Below are 14589 nucleotides of genomic sequence, written 5' to 3'. Positions count from 1 at the left end.
TATCGTCAGATCTGCTCGGGAGCCGTTCTCACAAACCCGTCGCTGGCCCGCAACAGGTTGCGCGTATAATCCTTCGTCACACGGCGCTCGACGAGATCGTTGGCCACCAGATTCTCCACCGCCTCGCCCTCCTGCATCACCATCAGCCGCTCGCACATATGGGTGATGATGGCGAGGTCGTGGCTGACCATCAGGAAGGTCAGCTTGCGCCGCCGGCGGACTTCCTCCAGCAGGTTGAGGACTTCCGCCTGCACCGAGGCGTCGAGGGCCGAGGTCGGCTCGTCGAGCAGCAGGATCGAGGGCTCGAGGATAAGCGCGCGCGCGATCGCCACGCGCTGGCGCTGACCGCCGGAAAGCTGGTGCGCGTAACGGAAACGAAAGCCGTTGCCGAGGCCGACCTCGTCGAGCGCGCGTTCGATCCGCTTTTCGCCATCGGCAAAACCATGGATGGCGAGCGGCTCCTGCAGCAGGCGGTCGACGGTCTGGCGCGGGTGCAGCGAGCCGTAAGGATCCTGAAAGACCATCTGCACTTCGCGGTAAAAGGCCTTGTCGCGGCGCGCGCCGAGCGCCTTGCCATTGACTGTGATGCTGCCCGAGGCGACCGGCGCGAGGCCGGCTATGGCCCGCAGCAATGTCGATTTGCCCGAGCCGGATTCGCCGACCAGGCCGAAGGATTCGCCCTGCTGCACGTCGAGGCTGACGCCCTTCAGCGCGCGGAAGCGGTCGAAGATCACCTCCAGCCTGTCGACGGCAATCGCAGAAGTCATGCCGCCCACTCCGGCTTGCGGTCGAGCACCGGCAGCGGGTGACGGTCGGCGCCGATTTTTGGCATGCAGTTGAGCAGCCCCCGCGTGTAGGGATGCTGGGCCTGACTCAATTCCGACGCCTTGAGCTGCTCGACGACCTTGCCGGCATACATGACGATGACGCGGTCGCAGAAGGACGAGACCAGGCGCAGATCGTGCGAAATGAAGATCAGCCCCATGCCGCGCTCCGCGACCAGCCTGTCGAGGATGCCGAGCACGTCGAGCTGCACCGTGACGTCGAGCGCCGAGGTCGGCTCGTCGGCGATCATCATTTCCGGTCCGGCGATCAGCATCATGGCGATCATGGCGCGCTGGCCCATGCCGCCCGACACTTCGTGCGGATGCAGGTCGAAGACGCGTTTGGGATCGCGGATCTGCACCGCCTCGAGCATGGCCAGCGCGCGCTCGCGCGCCTCGGCCTTGCCGACCTTTTCGTGGGTGCGCAGCGTCTCGACGATCTGGCGGCCGATGCTCATCACCGGATCGAGCGAATATTTCGGGTCCTGCAGGATCATGGCGATGCGGTTGCCCCGCAGCGCCCGGCGTTGGCGCGGCGAGATGCCGAGCAGGTCGATGCCGTCGAAAGTCAATTTATTGGCCGATATGCGGGCCTGCGGCGGTGTCAGGCCCATGATGGCGCGGCCTGTCTGCGACTTGCCCGAGCCGGACTCGCCGACGATGCCGAGGCGTTCGCGGCCAAGCGAAAAGGAAACGCCGCGCACCGCCTCGATCATGCCGGTGCGGGTCGGAAAGGTGACGCGCAGATCCTCGACGTCGAGAAGCGTGCTCTTGGATCGCTGCTGATCAGGGGGGCCACTCATTGGTCACCGCTGCGGGGATCGAGTGCGTCGCGCAGGCCGTCGCCAAGCAGGTTGAAGCCGAGGCTGACGATGAGGATGGCGAAGCCCGGCGCACCAGCCACCCACCATTGGTCGAGGATGAAGCGGCGACCCGAAGCGATCATGGTGCCCCATTCCGGCAGCGGCGGCTGCGCGCCAAGGCCGAGGAAGCCGAGGCCCGCGGCCGTCAGGATGATGCCCGCCATGTCGAGCGTCACGCGGACGATCAGCGAGGAGATGCACAATGGCATGATGTGGCGAAGCACGATACGGAAAGGCGAGGCGCCCATCAATTGCACGGCCTTGATATAGTCCGAGTTGCGCACGGTGAGCGTCTCGGCGCGGGCGATGCGCGCATAGGGCGGCCAGGAGGTGATGGCGATCGCCAGCACGGCGTTCTCGATGCCGGGGCCAAGGGCGGCGACGAAGGCCAGCGCCAGCACCAGCTTGGGGAAGGCAAGGAAGATGTCGGTGATGCGCATCAGTATGGCATCGGTCCAGCCGCCGGCATAGCCGGCGACGGTGCCGACCAGGAGACCGATGGGAGCGGCGATGATGGCGACCAGGACGACGACATAAAGCGTCCAGCGGGAGCCGTAGAGGATGCGCGAATAGATGTCGCGGCCGAGGTCGTCGGTGCCGAACCAGTGCTGCGCACTTGGCGCCAGCAGCCGCGCGTTCTTCAGGTCACCGAAGGTCGGCGAATACGGCGCAAGCACACCGGCAAGGACGGCGACGAGCAGCAGGGCGATGATGATCAGCAGGCCGACAAAGGCCAACCGGTTGGCGGAAAAGCGCCGCCAAGCGACATAGGCGCGGCCGAGCCTTGCCTGCAAGCGCGATGCCGGCCGCTCGCTGAGCAGCCATTCGCGACGGGAGAAGGTGCGGGCGTCGGAGGCGGTCATGACGATGCCTCTTTAAGCTGTCGACCCCCACTCCGGTCTGCTTCGCAGACCACCTCTCCCCCGTTCGACGGGGAAGAGGAAAGGCGCCAAGCCTGCGACCGCGTTTTCCTCTCCCCCGGGCAGGGGGAGAGGTGGCCCGAAGGGCCGGAGTGGGGGTGATTAGCCGCAGCCAAGCCCGAAAGTGCAATACCTCTACTCATCCTGTCTTCGTCCTCGGGTCGAGCACACGATAAAGCAGGTCGGACAGAAGATTGATGGCGATGAACACCGAGCCGATGACGATGGTACCGCCGAGAACGGCATTCATGTCGGCGTTCTGCAGCGAGTTGGTGATGTAGAGGCCGATGCCCGGCCAGGAGAAGACGGTCTCGGTCAGCACCGAGCCCTCGAGCAGCCCGGCATAGGACAACGCGATCACGGTCACCATCGGCACGGCGGCATTGCGCAGCGCGTGGCCCCAGATGATGCGGGTTTCCGACAGGCCCTTGGCGCGCGCGGCGACGACATATTCCTGGGCGAGTTCGTTGAGCATGAACGAGCGCGTCATGCGACTGATGTAGGCCAGCGAGAAATAGCCGAGCAGCGAGGCCGGCAGGATGATGTGACGGAAGGCGTCGTAAAAGACGTCCCACTGTCCCTGCATGGCGGAGTCGAGCAGGTAGAAACCGGTGATCGGCGTGAAAGTGTATTCGTAGACGACATCGAGCCGTGCAGGGAAGGCCACCCATTGCAGTTTGGCGTAGAACAGCACCAGGGCCAGCAGACCCAGCCAGAAGATGGGTACGGAATAGCCGATCAGGCCGATGATGCGCACGACCTGGTCGACGAAGCTGCCGCGTTTGACCGCGGCCAGCACCCCGAGTGGCACACCGAACAACGCGCCGATCAGTGTCCCCAACGTCGCCAGTTCCGTGGTTGCCGGAAGAGCGCGGCGGATATCGGTCATGACAGGGTTGGTGGTCAGAACCGAGGTGCCGAAATCGCCGCCCAGCGCATGTTTCACATAGATGTAGAACTGCTCGATCAACGGCAGGTCGAGGCCCATCTCGCGGCGCGTGCGCTCCACGACATTGGCGGGTGCCCGGTCGCCGAGAACGGCCAGCACCGGGTCGATCGGGATGACACGGCCAATGAAGAAGGTGACCGCGAGAAGACCAAGATAGGTCGTCACCGCAATGACCAGGAATCGGCCAAGCGAAGATGCAAGGGCTACGGCGCGGGCGCTGCCGCGCCCGCCCTCGTTTTCAATCGCGCTCATGCGGGCGTGTCCGCGAACGCTATTCCTTGGAGACCGGCCCGACGAAGTTGGTGTCGAAGCTCGGACCAAGCGCGAAGCCCTTGAGGTTCTTGCGCAGACCGGCGACTTCCAGCTGCTGGTGGATGACGACGAAGGGGCTGGTGTCGAGGATCTTCTTTTCGAGATCCTTGTACATGTCGGCGCGCTTGCCAGAATCCTTCTCGAGCAGGGCTGCTTCCGTCTGCTTGGTCAGGTCCGGAATGTCCCAGGCATTGCGCCATGCCAGCGTCTTCGACTTGCCAGCATCCGAATTGTCCGGGTTCGAGGCAAAGGTCTGGGCATTGGAGTTCGGATCGAAATAGTCCTGGCCCCACTGGCCGATATAGATGTCGTGGTTGCGGGCACGGTATTTGGTCAGCGTCTGCTTGCCGTCGCCGGGGATGATCTCCAGCTTGATGCCGGCCTGGCCGAGCGTCTGCTGGATGGATTCCGCCATGCCGGTGGTCGGCTGGCCGGTGCGCACGTCCATGGTGACGCTGAAGCCGTCGGGCAGGCCGGCCTTGGCCAGCAGTTCCTTGGCCTTGGCGACATCGAGCTTGAACGGGTTCTCGTCCAGTTCGCCCAGAACGCCCTTGGGCAGGAAGGTCTGGTGGATCTCGCCGATGCCTTTGAGGATGGTCGTGCTCAAGGCATCATAGTCGACCAGGTATTTGAAGGCTTGGCGGACCTCGGGCTTGGCGAGGTTCGGGTTCTTCTGGTTGAGGCTGATGTAGTAGACGGTGCCTTTCGGCGCGCTGGTGGTGGTGAGGTCGGCATTCTTGGCGATGGCGTCGAGGTCGTTCGGCTCGAGGTTGCGGGCAACGTCGATGTCGCCGGCTTCGAGCGCCAGGCGCTGCGCCGAGCTTTCCTTCATGTTGCGGTAGATGACGCGGGCGAGCTTGGCCTTTTCGCCGTAATAATTGTCGTTGCGCTCCATGACGACCGCCTCGTTGGCACGCCATTCACGCAGCTTGTAGACGCCCGAGCCGGCGTAGCCCGTCTTCAGCCAGGCGTTGCCGAAGTCGTTGTCCCATTTGTAGTCGGCGCTCGGCGTCACCGCCGCGACATGTTCCTTGACCAGCTTGGCGTCGACGATGGAAGCGACGGTGGCCGACAGGCAGTTCAGCACGAAACTTGGCGCATAGGCCTTGTCGACGGTGAACTGGAAGGTTGTGTCGTCGACCGCCTTGGCCTTCTCGGTGACGTTGTCGCCGCTGATGCCGAACTGATCGATGATGAAGGCCGGGCTCTTGTCCAGCTTGACGGCGCGCTCGAACGACCAGGCGACATCGGCGGCGGTGATCGGGTTGCCGGAGGCGAATTTCAGGCCCGGCTTGAGCTTGAACGTATAGGTCAGACCATCGTCGGAGACGGTCCAGCTTTCGGCGAGATCGGGCTTGACCTTGGAAGTGTCGCTGAGGTCGAGGCGGACAAGAAGGTCATAGGTGTTGCCGGTGACTTCGGCGGTCGACAGCTCGAACGCCTCGCCCGGATCCATCGAGATGATGTCGTCGATGGCAAAACCTTCGACAAGCGTATCGGCGGGGGTGACCGCACCAGCCGGCGCTCCGGCCAGAAGCAGCGCCGACATGGCGGCGCCCGCAAGCAGGATGCGGGATCGTAGAGCAAGCTTTTCCATCATCATGATGATTGTTCCCTGTTTTGTTGTTTGTTGACCTGAGTTCCCGGCTCAGGATTGCGGTGTTCTTTCAAGGCTCGACGAGAGCCTCTGCCCCACTAACGTCGTGGTTTTTGTCCAGTTGGTCAACAGCATATCCGGCGGCCCAGCGGTGGGCAACGAGCATTTATGCGACGGTTCATTGGACCAGAATGGCGGGCGGGCGTGTCGACGCATACATCAGCCAATCGAGGCACCGATCGAGAAAAAATCTGCTAAATTCGAAGCTATTTCAGCGCCGCGACGAGGCCGGCATCGGGAAAACAGGTGGCGGCCTGGCCATTCTTTTCCTGCCATCTACCGATCGAGCGGCGGGTCTTGAAGCCAGGCAGGCCGTCGGCGCTGCCGACATCATAGCCCTTGGCTTCCAAGGCACGCTGCAGGGCGGCGATATCGGAGCGGTGGAGATCGCCGACCGGACCCCAGCCACCGGTAAAATTCTGGTCGCCATGGGCGATGCGGTCGGCGCCATGGCCGATGAACAGCGCATAGAGGTCGCTGGTGTTGTATTCCTTCAGCACGTAGAAATTGGGGGTCGCGATGAAGGTCGGACCGCTGCGCCCGGCCGGCATCAGCAGGAAACCTTCCGCCTTCAGCTCGCTTGCCGGGAACGCTTTGCCGCCGACGCGCTCGATGCCCATGGCGGCCCATTGCGCAATCTTTTTGCCCTGGTCCGGACCCTCCAGCGAACAGGAGACGCTCTGGGGCACCATCACCTCGAAACCCCAGCTGCGTCCCCTCACCCAGCCGTAGTGGACAAGATAATTGGCGATCGAAGCCAGCACATCGGGCGTCGAATTCCAGATGTCGACGCGGCCGTCGCCGTCGAAATCGACGGCATGCTTGAGGAAAGAGGTCGGCATGAATTGCGGCTGCCCGAGCGCGCCGGCCCAGGACGATTTCATCGCGCCGACCGGCGCCAGCCCACGCTCGACGATTTCCAGCGCCGCCAGCAGTTCTGTGCGGAAGAAATCCTTTTTCGTCGACATGAACGCCTTGGTGCCCAGCACCTCGAAGGCGTCGTAGGGCATCTTCGCCGCGCCGAAGCCGGTTTCGCGGCCCCAGATCGCCAGAAGGATTTCGCCCGGCACGCCATAGCGCTTCTCGATCGAGGCAAGCGTGCGGGCGTTGGCGGCTTCGCGGGCGCGTCCACCTGATGTCACCGCACGAACCGTCTTCTCGGCGAAATAGGCGCCGGGCGATCCGAACTCGGCCTGATGCTGCTTCTGCGGCGTCTTCGGCTTCTCGCCCGGCATGACAAGGTCGGGGAGTTTGAGGTTCGGCTTCACGCCGCTGAAGGCGGCGTCGAAAGTCTGCTTGGAGACGCCTTTCGCCTTGGCGTCCGGCCAGAGGTCGGTTTGAAGCCAGGCACGGAACTGGTCGTCGATCTTGGCGGCGGAAGCGGGGATGGTGAGGAAGACGGCGAGGAGTGCGGCTAGAAAGAATGCAAGACTAAATTTGCGAAGGTCGCGTTCTGTGGCAATCATCTCCAGGAACGCCTCAAAACGCCGTCCGCGAGCGCAGTGCCGCGGCCAGCGTGCCTTCGTCGAGATAGTCGAGCTCACCGCCGACCGGCACGCCGTGCGCCAGCCGCGTTATCTTGACCTCGAAACCGGAGAGCTGATCGGTGAGGTAGTGCGCGGTGGTCTGGCCCTCGACCGTCGCGTTGACGGCGAGGATGATTTCCTTGATTTCGCCGCCGGCGACGCGATCGATCAGCGAGCGGATGTTGAGCTGGTCCGGGCCGATGCCGTCGAGCGGCGACAGCGTGCCGCCGAGCACATGGTAGCGCACGTTCATCGCCGCCGCCCGCTCCAGCGCCCAGAGATCAGAGACGTCCTCGACGATGATCAGGGTGGCGGCATCGCGGCGTGGGTCCGTGCAGATCATGCAGGGGTCCGAGGTGTCGACATTGCCGCAGGTCGAGCAGATGCGCACCTTGTCGGCGGCCTCGCCCATGGCGGCGGCCAGCGGCGAAAGCAGCTGTTCCTTCTTCTTGATCAGGTGCAGCGCGGCGCGCCTGGCCGAACGGGGGCCAAGCCCCGGCACCTTGGCCAGGAGCTGGATCAGGCGTTCGATCTCGGGACCGGCGATTCGCTTGGACATCGCTCTGATCTAGGATTTTTCAGAGCGCTTTGAAACATCCCCCGTCGACGCACGGTTCGCCATGCTGCCATGCGAGAATTAGTTTGTTTCGAGCGGGCGGCCCTGGCTGACAATCATCGCGCCTATGGCATCGGTGTTTTCAGGCGTCGACTGGAATCCCATCGAGGCTTCCTGTGGAGCGTCCTGGATCGAGGAGATGACCCGTTTGTTCGAGGTTCCGCTGTTCAGGGTTCCGCCAAAACGGGCGGCATCCGGCTCTTCCATCGGCTCCTGCATGGCAACTTCCACCGGCTTCGCCGAGACCCGCGCGGATTTTGCCGTCGGCGCCGCGGCCGCGGTCAGATAGGTCTGCTGCGCGGGGGCGGTACGGACGGGCTCCGGCTTGGCCGCCGGTTCCGCCGCGGCGGTCATGTAGACTTGCTGGGCTGGAGCGTTGCGAACTGATGCCTTGGCCGGGCGCACTGTCTCGATGGATGCGACCCGTGTCGCGGGTACCCCCGGCAACGCCGCCGGCTGCTCGGCCGAGGCAATCATCGGCTCATCCGGCAGCGGCTGCCAGTTGCGGCCGCGCTTCTCGTAGAAGGCGTTGCCGCCGGCAACCATGGTGTAGTGCATGTTCTTGTAGGGGAAGCGCAGGCCGGCGGTGTGGAAATACATCGTGTTCTTGAGCTTGGTCTTGCGCTCGCCCTTGAGCACGGCGTCAGCGGCCTCTTCGACATCGGGCATTGCGCGCGAATTCATCGATCTGGTCATGACGCCCGGCGCGAATTGCCCGGGCTCACCGACCACTTGGCAGATGGTGCTGCCATGGTTGCCCGAGCGCAGCCGGTTCATCACCACCGTGCCGACCGCGATCATGCCGTCGCGGCTCGACCGGTTGGATTCGAAGAACATCGCCCGTTCCAGGCATTCCCTGTCCTTCGGCGTGTGACTGTAGGCGCGCGAACTCAGAAAGCTCGGCGTGATGGCGTCGGTCAGGCTGGCGACGGACATGCCGTGCGAGGTTGTCTGGCTGCAAGCGGCCAAGAAAAGGGGAGACGTAATGACGCCGAGCAACAGCGGCGTCTTCCATCGCATCGCGGTCAACAGGTAACCCTCTCACTTCAACGCCCGCCCCAGGCTGCGGCAAGAATGAGACACTTTCGGGCAAAATGATGGCCAAAACGTTATTAACGGCATACTGTTGCCGAATTGACACAAAATCGAGGCTTTCCAGATAGATCGAGCCATCGTTTCACATGGATGATGACCGTTCTCTCTTCGTTTTGCCGCAATTCCCTTGGGGAAACGCCAAGTGCTTTTCCCGGCAAGACCGCGCCATGCGTTCCAAAACGGCCTATTGCCCGGCGGCGATTGCTGCCGGCCGGCCGGGCTCGATCTCTTCGATCTTCTCTGAAAACAGGCCGCGCCTGAGAAACAGCGCCCGCGCCTCCCTGGCCGTCGGCGCGATCTTGCCCGGCCAGTCGCTGTCGATGAACTCGGCCTTGGTGAAATCAGGATTTGTTTCGGAGGCCGCCTCCAGGAATTCGGCGATTTCCAGCACGATCGCGCGTTCGTCCCTTGAAAGCGCCGACGTGCCGGCCTCGATCGACGGCCGATGCACGAAATCCTCGAACAGGTTGAAGTAGCCCTTGATGCCGACGAGATCGACCCCGGCGTCGCAATCGGCGAGGATTTCCAGAATCTCGTAGATCCTGTTGCGGATACGCTGCTCGATCAGTCTTTCGGACGGCTCGTCGATCATGGGCGCCGGTCTCTGCTTTCATGCATATCGTTGCCTGCCCACCCTCAGGGCCGAGCCCGTGGGCATGCTTTTGGGCTACATGCATCAGAAAGGCAGTTTCATTCCCGGGGGAATGGGCAGGCCGGCGGTCAGCGCCTTGGTCTTTTCCTGCATGATCTGCTCGACCTTGGCCTTGGCGTCATTGTGCGCGGCAAGAATCAAATCCTCGAGGATTTCGACGTCGTCCTCCTTGAACAAGGACGGGTCGATCTTCAGCGACTTGATATCGAATTTTCCGCTCAGCGTGACGCTGACCAGGCCGCCGCCGGCCTGACCGAGGGCTTCGACCGTGGCAATCTCATCCTGCATGGCCTGGAACTTGGCCTGCATTTCCTTCGCCTTGCCCATCAGGCCGAGAATATCTTTCATGGTCCGATCCTTTGCGGATTAGTGCTGGATATCAGGGTTCGTCGTCATCGGCCGGCGGCTCGACCGGCATTTCGGCCTCGCTCGCGTCGGCGTCGGGCGTGTCGGGAATGCGCACATCGATGATCTTGGCGCCGGGAAAGCGGGCCAGGATGGAGGCCACGGTCGGGTCGTTCCTGGCATCGAGGAAAGCGTTTTCACGCTTCGTCGATTCCATCTCGGCCAGCGTCTGGCCGCCCTCCTCCTTCGACAGCGACACCAGCCAGTTGCGGCCGGTCCAGGCGCGTAGCTTCGTCGTCAGGTCGTTGAGCAGCATCTTGGGCGCATCGTCGGTCAGGCTTACGTCGATGCGGCCCGGTTCGATGCGCACGAGGCGGATGCAGCTCTTGATCAGCACCTTGAAGGCAATGTCGCGTTTCGCGTCGGCAAGGGCAACGATGTCGGCCAGCGATTTCAGCGGTACGGCTTGCGTCTCCGGCGCCGGCTGCGGGGGCGCGACGAATGCAGTCGGAGTAGGCGTGGCCTCGACCAGCCGCATGGTCTGCGCGCCGCCGGAGCCGCCAGGCATGCGCGCCTGCGCCACGGCGCCGGCGCCAGTGCCGCCATTGCCGGGATTCACGGGGCCGGGGCTCATCGGCGCGCCGTTCGGGCGCGGCGCGGCGCCAGTTGCCGAGGCGCCGCTCTCCAGCGATCTCAGCGCCTCGTCCAATGTCGGGAGGTCGGCGGCATGCGCCAGCCGGATCAACACCATTTCGGCGGCACTGACCGGCCTGTTGGAGGACTGCACCTCGGGAATGCCCTTGAGCAGCATCTGCCAGGTCCGCGACAGCACCCTGACCGACAACGCCCGGGCGAAATCGGCACCGCGCTGACGCTCGTCCTGCGACAGCGAGGCATCGTCCATCGCGGTCGGCACGAAGCGCAGTCTGGTGACGAGATGGTTGAACTCGGCAAGATCGGTGAGCACGGCGGCCGGATCGGCGCCGGTATCGTATTGCGCGCGAAACTCCCCAAGGGCTGCCGCCACATCGCCCTTCATCACATGTTCGAACAGATCGACGATGCGGGCGCGGTCGGCCAGCCCCAGCATGGCGCGCACGGCCTCGGCGCTGACCGAGCCGGCGCCATGGGCGATCGCCTGGTCGAGAATGGAGAGCGAATCGCGGGCGGAACCTTCCGCAGCGCGCGCGATCATCGCCAGCGCGTCGTCGTCGACCGAAATGCCTTCCTTGCCGGCGATCGAGGAGAGATGCGAGACTAGCGCGCCAGCGTCGATGCGCCTCAGGTCGAATCGCTGGCAGCGCGACAGGACGGTGATCGGAACCTTGCGGATTTCGGTGGTGGCGAAGATGAACTTGACGTGCGGCGGCGGCTCTTCCAGCGTCTTCAGCAGGCCATTGAAGGCCTGCGTCGACAGCATGTGCACTTCGTCGATGATGTAGACCTTGTAGCGGGCCGAGACCGGCGCATAGCGCACGCGCTCGATGATGTCCCTGATGTCGTCGATGCCGGTGTGCGAGGCGGCGTCCATCTCGATGACGTCGACATGGCGGCCTTCCATGATCGCCTGGCAGTGCTCGCCAAGCACGGCGAGGTCGACCGAGGGCTGATCCGTGGTGGCGGTTTTATAGTTCAGGGCACGCGCCAAAATGCGCGCGGTGGTGGTCTTGCCGACGCCGCGCACGCCGGTCAGCATCCAGGCCTGGGCAATGCGGCCGGTGGCAAAGGCGTTGGTGAGGGTGCGCACCATCGGCTCCTGGCCGACGAGTTCGGAAAAATTCGACGGACGGTATTTGCGCGCCAGCACGCGGTAGGCAGCGGCCTTGCCCGTCGCCAGACTATCGGGGCCCGAATTTCCGGCTTCGCTCATTCGCCCGTTAAGCTCCAAAAGGCCGCGCCCACAGGCGCCGATTCCTGCGCATAGTCTCGCCCGCGCTGCAATGCGTCGTCAATGTCGCGAGGAGGGCCGATGAGGTGGGAGGCTGGAACAATGACCCGTTCCGGGCTCGTTAGGGCTGCTTCCTTCCGGACCTGACCCGGTTGGCGAGTGGATCGTCCACCACCAACCTCCCGCTGTCCATATCGGCAATTGCGCGACGAAATGCAAGTGCGCAGGCAAATCGGCACCGCGAACCACCAGATTCGCTTGCAGCACCGGTGCAGCCGCTTTAGCGTTCATGGTTTGAGGAAACCAAGAAAAGCAAGGGAAACGCCGATGCTGCCGGGCCTGAAGGCCGGATTCACGCTGGATGCCCGGCTGGAGGCCGACAGCGAGCAATTGATGTGGCTGGGGCTGTGCGAATTGCGGGTGATGAACGACCGCCGTTGGCCATGGCTGCTCCTGGTGCCGCAGCGGCCGGGCGCGGAGGAGATCCACGACATGACGCCGCTCGACCAGGCGATGCTGACCTTCGAGACCAATATGGTGGCGCAGGCGCTGAAGAAGGTGAGCGGCTGCACCAAGATCAACACCGGTGCGCTCGGCAACATCGTGCGCCAACTGCATGTCCACATCATCGCACGGTCCGAGGGCGATCCCGGCTGGCCCGGCCCGGTCTGGGGGCACGGGCTGCGCGAGCCCTATCAGCGTTCCGACCTGCGCCGGTTTGCCGAAACGATAAGGGCAGCGCTATAAGCCTTGCCGTGTTCATCCCAAGCGTGTCCATCCCAAAGCACCAGAGTCCACATGACCTTCCGCCTGTTTGACGCGCCCGTGCGCGAGCCGAGCCAGTTCGTCGGCTTTGCCGGCAACACGATCGACCGGCAATCCGAGAACCGCGCCGACGATTCGGTCGACAAGGCGCTGGCCGATCCGATGACGCGGCTGCTGTTGATGAATGGCGGCAGGCTCCTGCTGAAGCCCGGCGAGGGCGGCCGCCTCGACCCATGGTTCGGCATCGCCGAAAGCGAGCCCTTCAGCCCTTCTGTCGACCAGGGCGTGCTGCTCGGCTTTTCCGAACAGGGGCCGGTGCTGGCGGTGCTGGCAGGCGTCGATGCCGAACAGCTGCCCGAAACCGTCAAGGCGATCGATTACCGCTCGGTCTATATGCAAGGGCTGATCGACGAAGCGGCCGCCGGCGCGATGGCGCAGGGCGCCGCCCTGCTTGCCTGGCACGCCAGCCACCGCTTCTGCAGCAAATGCGGCACGCAATCGCAGATGCGGGCCGGTGGCTACAAGCGGCATTGCCCCAATTGCGGCACCGAGCATTTTCCGCGCACCGACCCGGTAGCGATCATGCTGACGACGACGCGGGAGAAATGCCTGCTCGGGCGCGGCCGGCATTTCGCGCCGGGCATGTATTCGGCGCTTGCCGGCTTCATCGAGCCGGGCGAGACGATCGAGGCGGCGGTGCGCCGCGAAACGCTGGAAGAGGCGGGCATCCGGCTCGGCCGCGTCGTCTACCACGCCAGCCAGCCTTGGCCGTTCCCCTATTCGCTGATGATCGGATGCTTCGGCGAGCCGCTCAACGAGGACATCCAGGCCGATCTCAACGAACTGGAGGACTGCCGCTGGTTTTTGCGCGACGAGGTGCGCCTGATGCTGGACCGAACGCACCCCGACAATCTGGTCACGCCGCCGAAAGGCGCCATTGCGCACCACCTCATCCGCGCCTGGGTCGACAGCGAATAACGAACATCGAAGTCATTGCAGGAGAGACAAATGATCCGTCACACCGTCGTCTTCACGCTGAAGCACCCACCGCATTCGCTGGAGGAAAAGCGGTTCCTCGTCGACGCCAGGAAAATCCTGTCGGCGATCCGGGGCGTCACGCATTTCGAGCAATTGCGGCAGGTCAGCCCGAAGAACGACTATCAGTTCGGCTTCTCGATGGAGTTCGCCGACCAGGCCGCCTACACCAGGTACAACGACCATCCCGACCATGTCGCCTTCGTGCGCGACCGCTGGGTGCCGGAGGTCGAGACCTTCATGGAGATCGACTACGTGCCGTTGGGCTGGTAGCTCAATCCGCCACCTTCCACTGCTCGCGTGACTCGCTGGCTGGATAGACACCGAGGATCCGCACTTCGCGCGAGAAGAACCGCAGCTCGTCGAGCGCCAGCTTGACCAGCGGATCGTCGGGGTGGCCCTCGATGTCGGCGTAGAACAGCGTCGCCGTGAAGGCGCCGAGCTGGTAGCTTTCGAGCTTTGTCATGTTGATGCCGTTGGTGGCGAAGCCGCCCATGGCCTTGTAGAGCGCGGCCGGCACGTTGCGGACGCGAAAGATGAAGGTCGTCATCATCTTGACGTCGGGTGACGGGCGCTCGGCCCATTGCTTGCTTTTGGTCAGGACGACGAAGCGGGTGACGTTGCTGTCGGTGTCCTCGACATTCTCCTCGATGATGTCGAGCCCGTAGAGCGTCGCTGCCAGCGCCGGCGACAGCGCGGCCATGGTGCGGTCCTTGACCTCGGAGACCATCTTGGCGGCGCCCGCCGTGTCGCCGGCGACCACTCCCTTCCACCCGTTCTTGCGGATGTATTTGCGGCATTGGCCGAGGGCGTGGATGTGGGTGTGCACGGTCTTGATCTCGTCGCGCCTGACGCCCGGCAGCACCATCAGCTGGAAATGGATCGGCAGGAAATATTCGCCGACGATGTGCAGCTTCGATTCCGGCAGAAGGTGGTGGATGTCGGCGACGCGCCCGGCGATGGTGTTCTCGATCGGGATCATGGCAAGATCGGCCTTGCCGGTCTCCACGGCATTGAACGCGTCCTCGAAGGTCGGGCACGGCAACGGCTCCATAGAGGGATAGACGTTGCGGCTGGCGGTGTCGGAATTGGCGCCGGGCTCGCCCTGGAAGGATATTCTATTGGTCTTTTCAGGCATGCTG

At 63.8% G+C, this 14589-nt stretch carries 15 protein-coding genes and 1 other RNA gene; 3 read left to right on the top strand and 13 right to left on the bottom strand.

Translation table 11 applies throughout. From position 1 onward, the window contains the following. Window positions 1-5: 5 nt before the first annotated feature. The 12 genes from FJ954_RS05025 to ffs all read right to left on the bottom strand — a co-directional run bounded on the left by FJ954_RS05025 (window position 6) and on the right by ffs (window position 11830). Window positions 6-767 carry an ABC transporter ATP-binding protein gene (locus tag FJ954_RS05025; protein WP_140660630.1) on the bottom strand — a complete coding sequence of 254 codons (762 nt, stop codon included), beginning with the start codon at window positions 765-767 and terminating at the stop codon, window positions 6-8. Beyond that, window positions 764-1627, bottom strand: a complete 864-nt coding sequence (locus tag FJ954_RS05020; protein WP_140660629.1) for an ABC transporter ATP-binding protein — start codon at window positions 1625-1627, stop codon at window positions 764-766. The genes FJ954_RS05025 and FJ954_RS05020 overlap by 4 nt, the downstream gene beginning before the upstream one ends. Continuing rightward, window positions 1624-2550 (bottom strand): nickel transporter permease, encoded by a 927-nt coding sequence (gene nikC / locus FJ954_RS05015; protein ID WP_140660628.1) that lies wholly within the window; start codon window positions 2548-2550, stop codon window positions 1624-1626. The genes FJ954_RS05020 and nikC overlap by 4 nt, the downstream gene beginning before the upstream one ends. A gap of 196 nt (window positions 2551-2746) precedes the next feature. Then, window positions 2747-3808 (bottom strand): ABC transporter permease, encoded by a 1062-nt coding sequence (locus FJ954_RS05010; protein WP_140660627.1) that lies wholly within the window; start codon window positions 3806-3808, stop codon window positions 2747-2749. Between the two features lie 19 nt (window positions 3809-3827). Then, window positions 3828-5471 (bottom strand): ABC transporter substrate-binding protein, encoded by a 1644-nt coding sequence (locus FJ954_RS05005; RefSeq protein ID WP_140614797.1) that lies wholly within the window; start codon window positions 5469-5471, stop codon window positions 3828-3830. A gap of 260 nt (window positions 5472-5731) precedes the next feature. Next, window positions 5732-6991, bottom strand: coding sequence for a lytic murein transglycosylase (locus tag FJ954_RS05000; protein WP_140660626.1), 1260 nt, complete (start codon window positions 6989-6991; stop codon window positions 5732-5734). Window positions 6992-7004: 13 nt separating this feature from the next. After that, window positions 7005-7610: a recombination mediator RecR gene (gene recR / locus FJ954_RS04995; protein ID WP_015314042.1), complete on the bottom strand. Its 606-nt coding sequence runs from the start codon at window positions 7608-7610 to the stop codon at window positions 7005-7007. 78 nt (window positions 7611-7688) lie between these two features. Then, complete coding sequence (locus FJ954_RS04990) at window positions 7689-8696, bottom strand: cell wall hydrolase (protein ID WP_140660625.1); 1008 nt, start codon at window positions 8694-8696, stop codon at window positions 7689-7691. 250 nt (window positions 8697-8946) lie between these two features. Further along, complete coding sequence (locus tag FJ954_RS04985; RefSeq protein ID WP_140614800.1) at window positions 8947-9354, bottom strand: hypothetical protein; 408 nt, start codon at window positions 9352-9354, stop codon at window positions 8947-8949. Window positions 9355-9438: 84 nt separating this feature from the next. Next, window positions 9439-9762, bottom strand: coding sequence for a YbaB/EbfC family nucleoid-associated protein (locus FJ954_RS04980; protein WP_140660624.1), 324 nt, complete (start codon window positions 9760-9762; stop codon window positions 9439-9441). 31 nt (window positions 9763-9793) lie between these two features. Next, window positions 9794-11629: a DNA polymerase III subunit gamma/tau gene (locus FJ954_RS04975; RefSeq protein ID WP_140660623.1), complete on the bottom strand. Its 1836-nt coding sequence runs from the start codon at window positions 11627-11629 to the stop codon at window positions 9794-9796. Between the two features lie 104 nt (window positions 11630-11733). Next, window positions 11734-11830, bottom strand: an RNA gene (gene ffs / locus FJ954_RS04970) — signal recognition particle sRNA small type. Between the two features lie 144 nt (window positions 11831-11974). Between ffs and FJ954_RS04965 the strand changes: the two genes are divergently transcribed. From FJ954_RS04965 to FJ954_RS04955, 3 genes are read left to right on the top strand one after another with little or no spacing between them, the layout of a single operon-like run. Then, window positions 11975-12394 (top strand): HIT family protein, encoded by a 420-nt coding sequence (locus FJ954_RS04965; RefSeq protein ID WP_015314047.1) that lies wholly within the window; start codon window positions 11975-11977, stop codon window positions 12392-12394. A 51-nt stretch (window positions 12395-12445) separates the two neighbouring features. After that, window positions 12446-13390 (top strand): NAD(+) diphosphatase, encoded by a 945-nt coding sequence (nudC, locus tag FJ954_RS04960; protein ID WP_140660622.1) that lies wholly within the window; start codon window positions 12446-12448, stop codon window positions 13388-13390. A gap of 30 nt (window positions 13391-13420) precedes the next feature. Further along, window positions 13421-13720, top strand: coding sequence for a Dabb family protein (locus FJ954_RS04955; RefSeq protein ID WP_015314049.1), 300 nt, complete (start codon window positions 13421-13423; stop codon window positions 13718-13720). 1 nt (window position 13721) lies between these two features. On the opposite strand, the gene FJ954_RS04950 is transcribed toward FJ954_RS04955, so the two are convergent. After that, window positions 13722-14585, bottom strand: a complete 864-nt coding sequence (locus FJ954_RS04950) for a prephenate dehydratase (RefSeq protein ID WP_015314050.1) — start codon at window positions 14583-14585, stop codon at window positions 13722-13724. Window positions 14586-14589 lie beyond the last annotated feature (4 nt).

Origin of the sequence: Mesorhizobium sp. B2-3-15, assembly GCF_006442875.1 — a bacterium.
Taxonomy (GTDB): Bacteria; Pseudomonadota; Alphaproteobacteria; order Rhizobiales; family Rhizobiaceae; genus Mesorhizobium; species Mesorhizobium australicum.
Note: the sequence above shows the minus strand (reverse complement) of the source record. Positions and strands in the feature narration are given on the sequence as shown.

Bases quoted from the DNA above. Each gene is read 5' to 3' on its own strand.
- FJ954_RS05025 (WP_140660630.1), bottom strand. From the start codon at position 767: ATGACTTCTGCGATTGCCGTCGACAGGCTGGAGGTGATCTTCGACCGC.
- FJ954_RS05020 (WP_140660629.1), bottom strand. From the start codon at position 1,627: ATGAGTGGCCCCCCTGATCAGCAGCGATCCAAGAGCACGCTTCTCGAC.
- nikC (WP_140660628.1), bottom strand. From the start codon at position 2,550: ATGACCGCCTCCGACGCCCGCACCTTCTCCCGTCGCGAATGGCTGCTC.
- FJ954_RS05010 (WP_140660627.1), bottom strand. From the start codon at position 3,808: ATGAGCGCGATTGAAAACGAGGGCGGGCGCGGCAGCGCCCGCGCCGTA.
- FJ954_RS05005 (WP_140614797.1), bottom strand. From the start codon at position 5,471: ATGATGATGGAAAAGCTTGCTCTACGATCCCGCATCCTGCTTGCGGGC.
- FJ954_RS05000 (WP_140660626.1), bottom strand. From the start codon at position 6,991: ATGATTGCCACAGAACGCGACCTTCGCAAATTTAGTCTTGCATTCTTT.
- recR (WP_015314042.1), bottom strand. From the start codon at position 7,610: ATGTCCAAGCGAATCGCCGGTCCCGAGATCGAACGCCTGATCCAGCTC.
- FJ954_RS04985 (WP_140614800.1), bottom strand. From the start codon at position 9,354: ATGATCGACGAGCCGTCCGAAAGACTGATCGAGCAGCGTATCCGCAAC.
- FJ954_RS04980 (WP_140660624.1), bottom strand. From the start codon at position 9,762: ATGAAAGATATTCTCGGCCTGATGGGCAAGGCGAAGGAAATGCAGGCC.
- FJ954_RS04975 (WP_140660623.1), bottom strand. From the start codon at position 11,629: ATGAGCGAAGCCGGAAATTCGGGCCCCGATAGTCTGGCGACGGGCAAG.
- FJ954_RS04965 (WP_015314047.1), top strand. From the start codon at position 11,975: ATGCTGCCGGGCCTGAAGGCCGGATTCACGCTGGATGCCCGGCTGGAG.
- nudC (WP_140660622.1), top strand. From the start codon at position 12,446: ATGACCTTCCGCCTGTTTGACGCGCCCGTGCGCGAGCCGAGCCAGTTC.
- FJ954_RS04955 (WP_015314049.1), top strand. From the start codon at position 13,421: ATGATCCGTCACACCGTCGTCTTCACGCTGAAGCACCCACCGCATTCG.
- FJ954_RS04950 (WP_015314050.1), bottom strand. From the start codon at position 14,585: ATGCCTGAAAAGACCAATAGAATATCCTTCCAGGGCGAGCCCGGCGCC.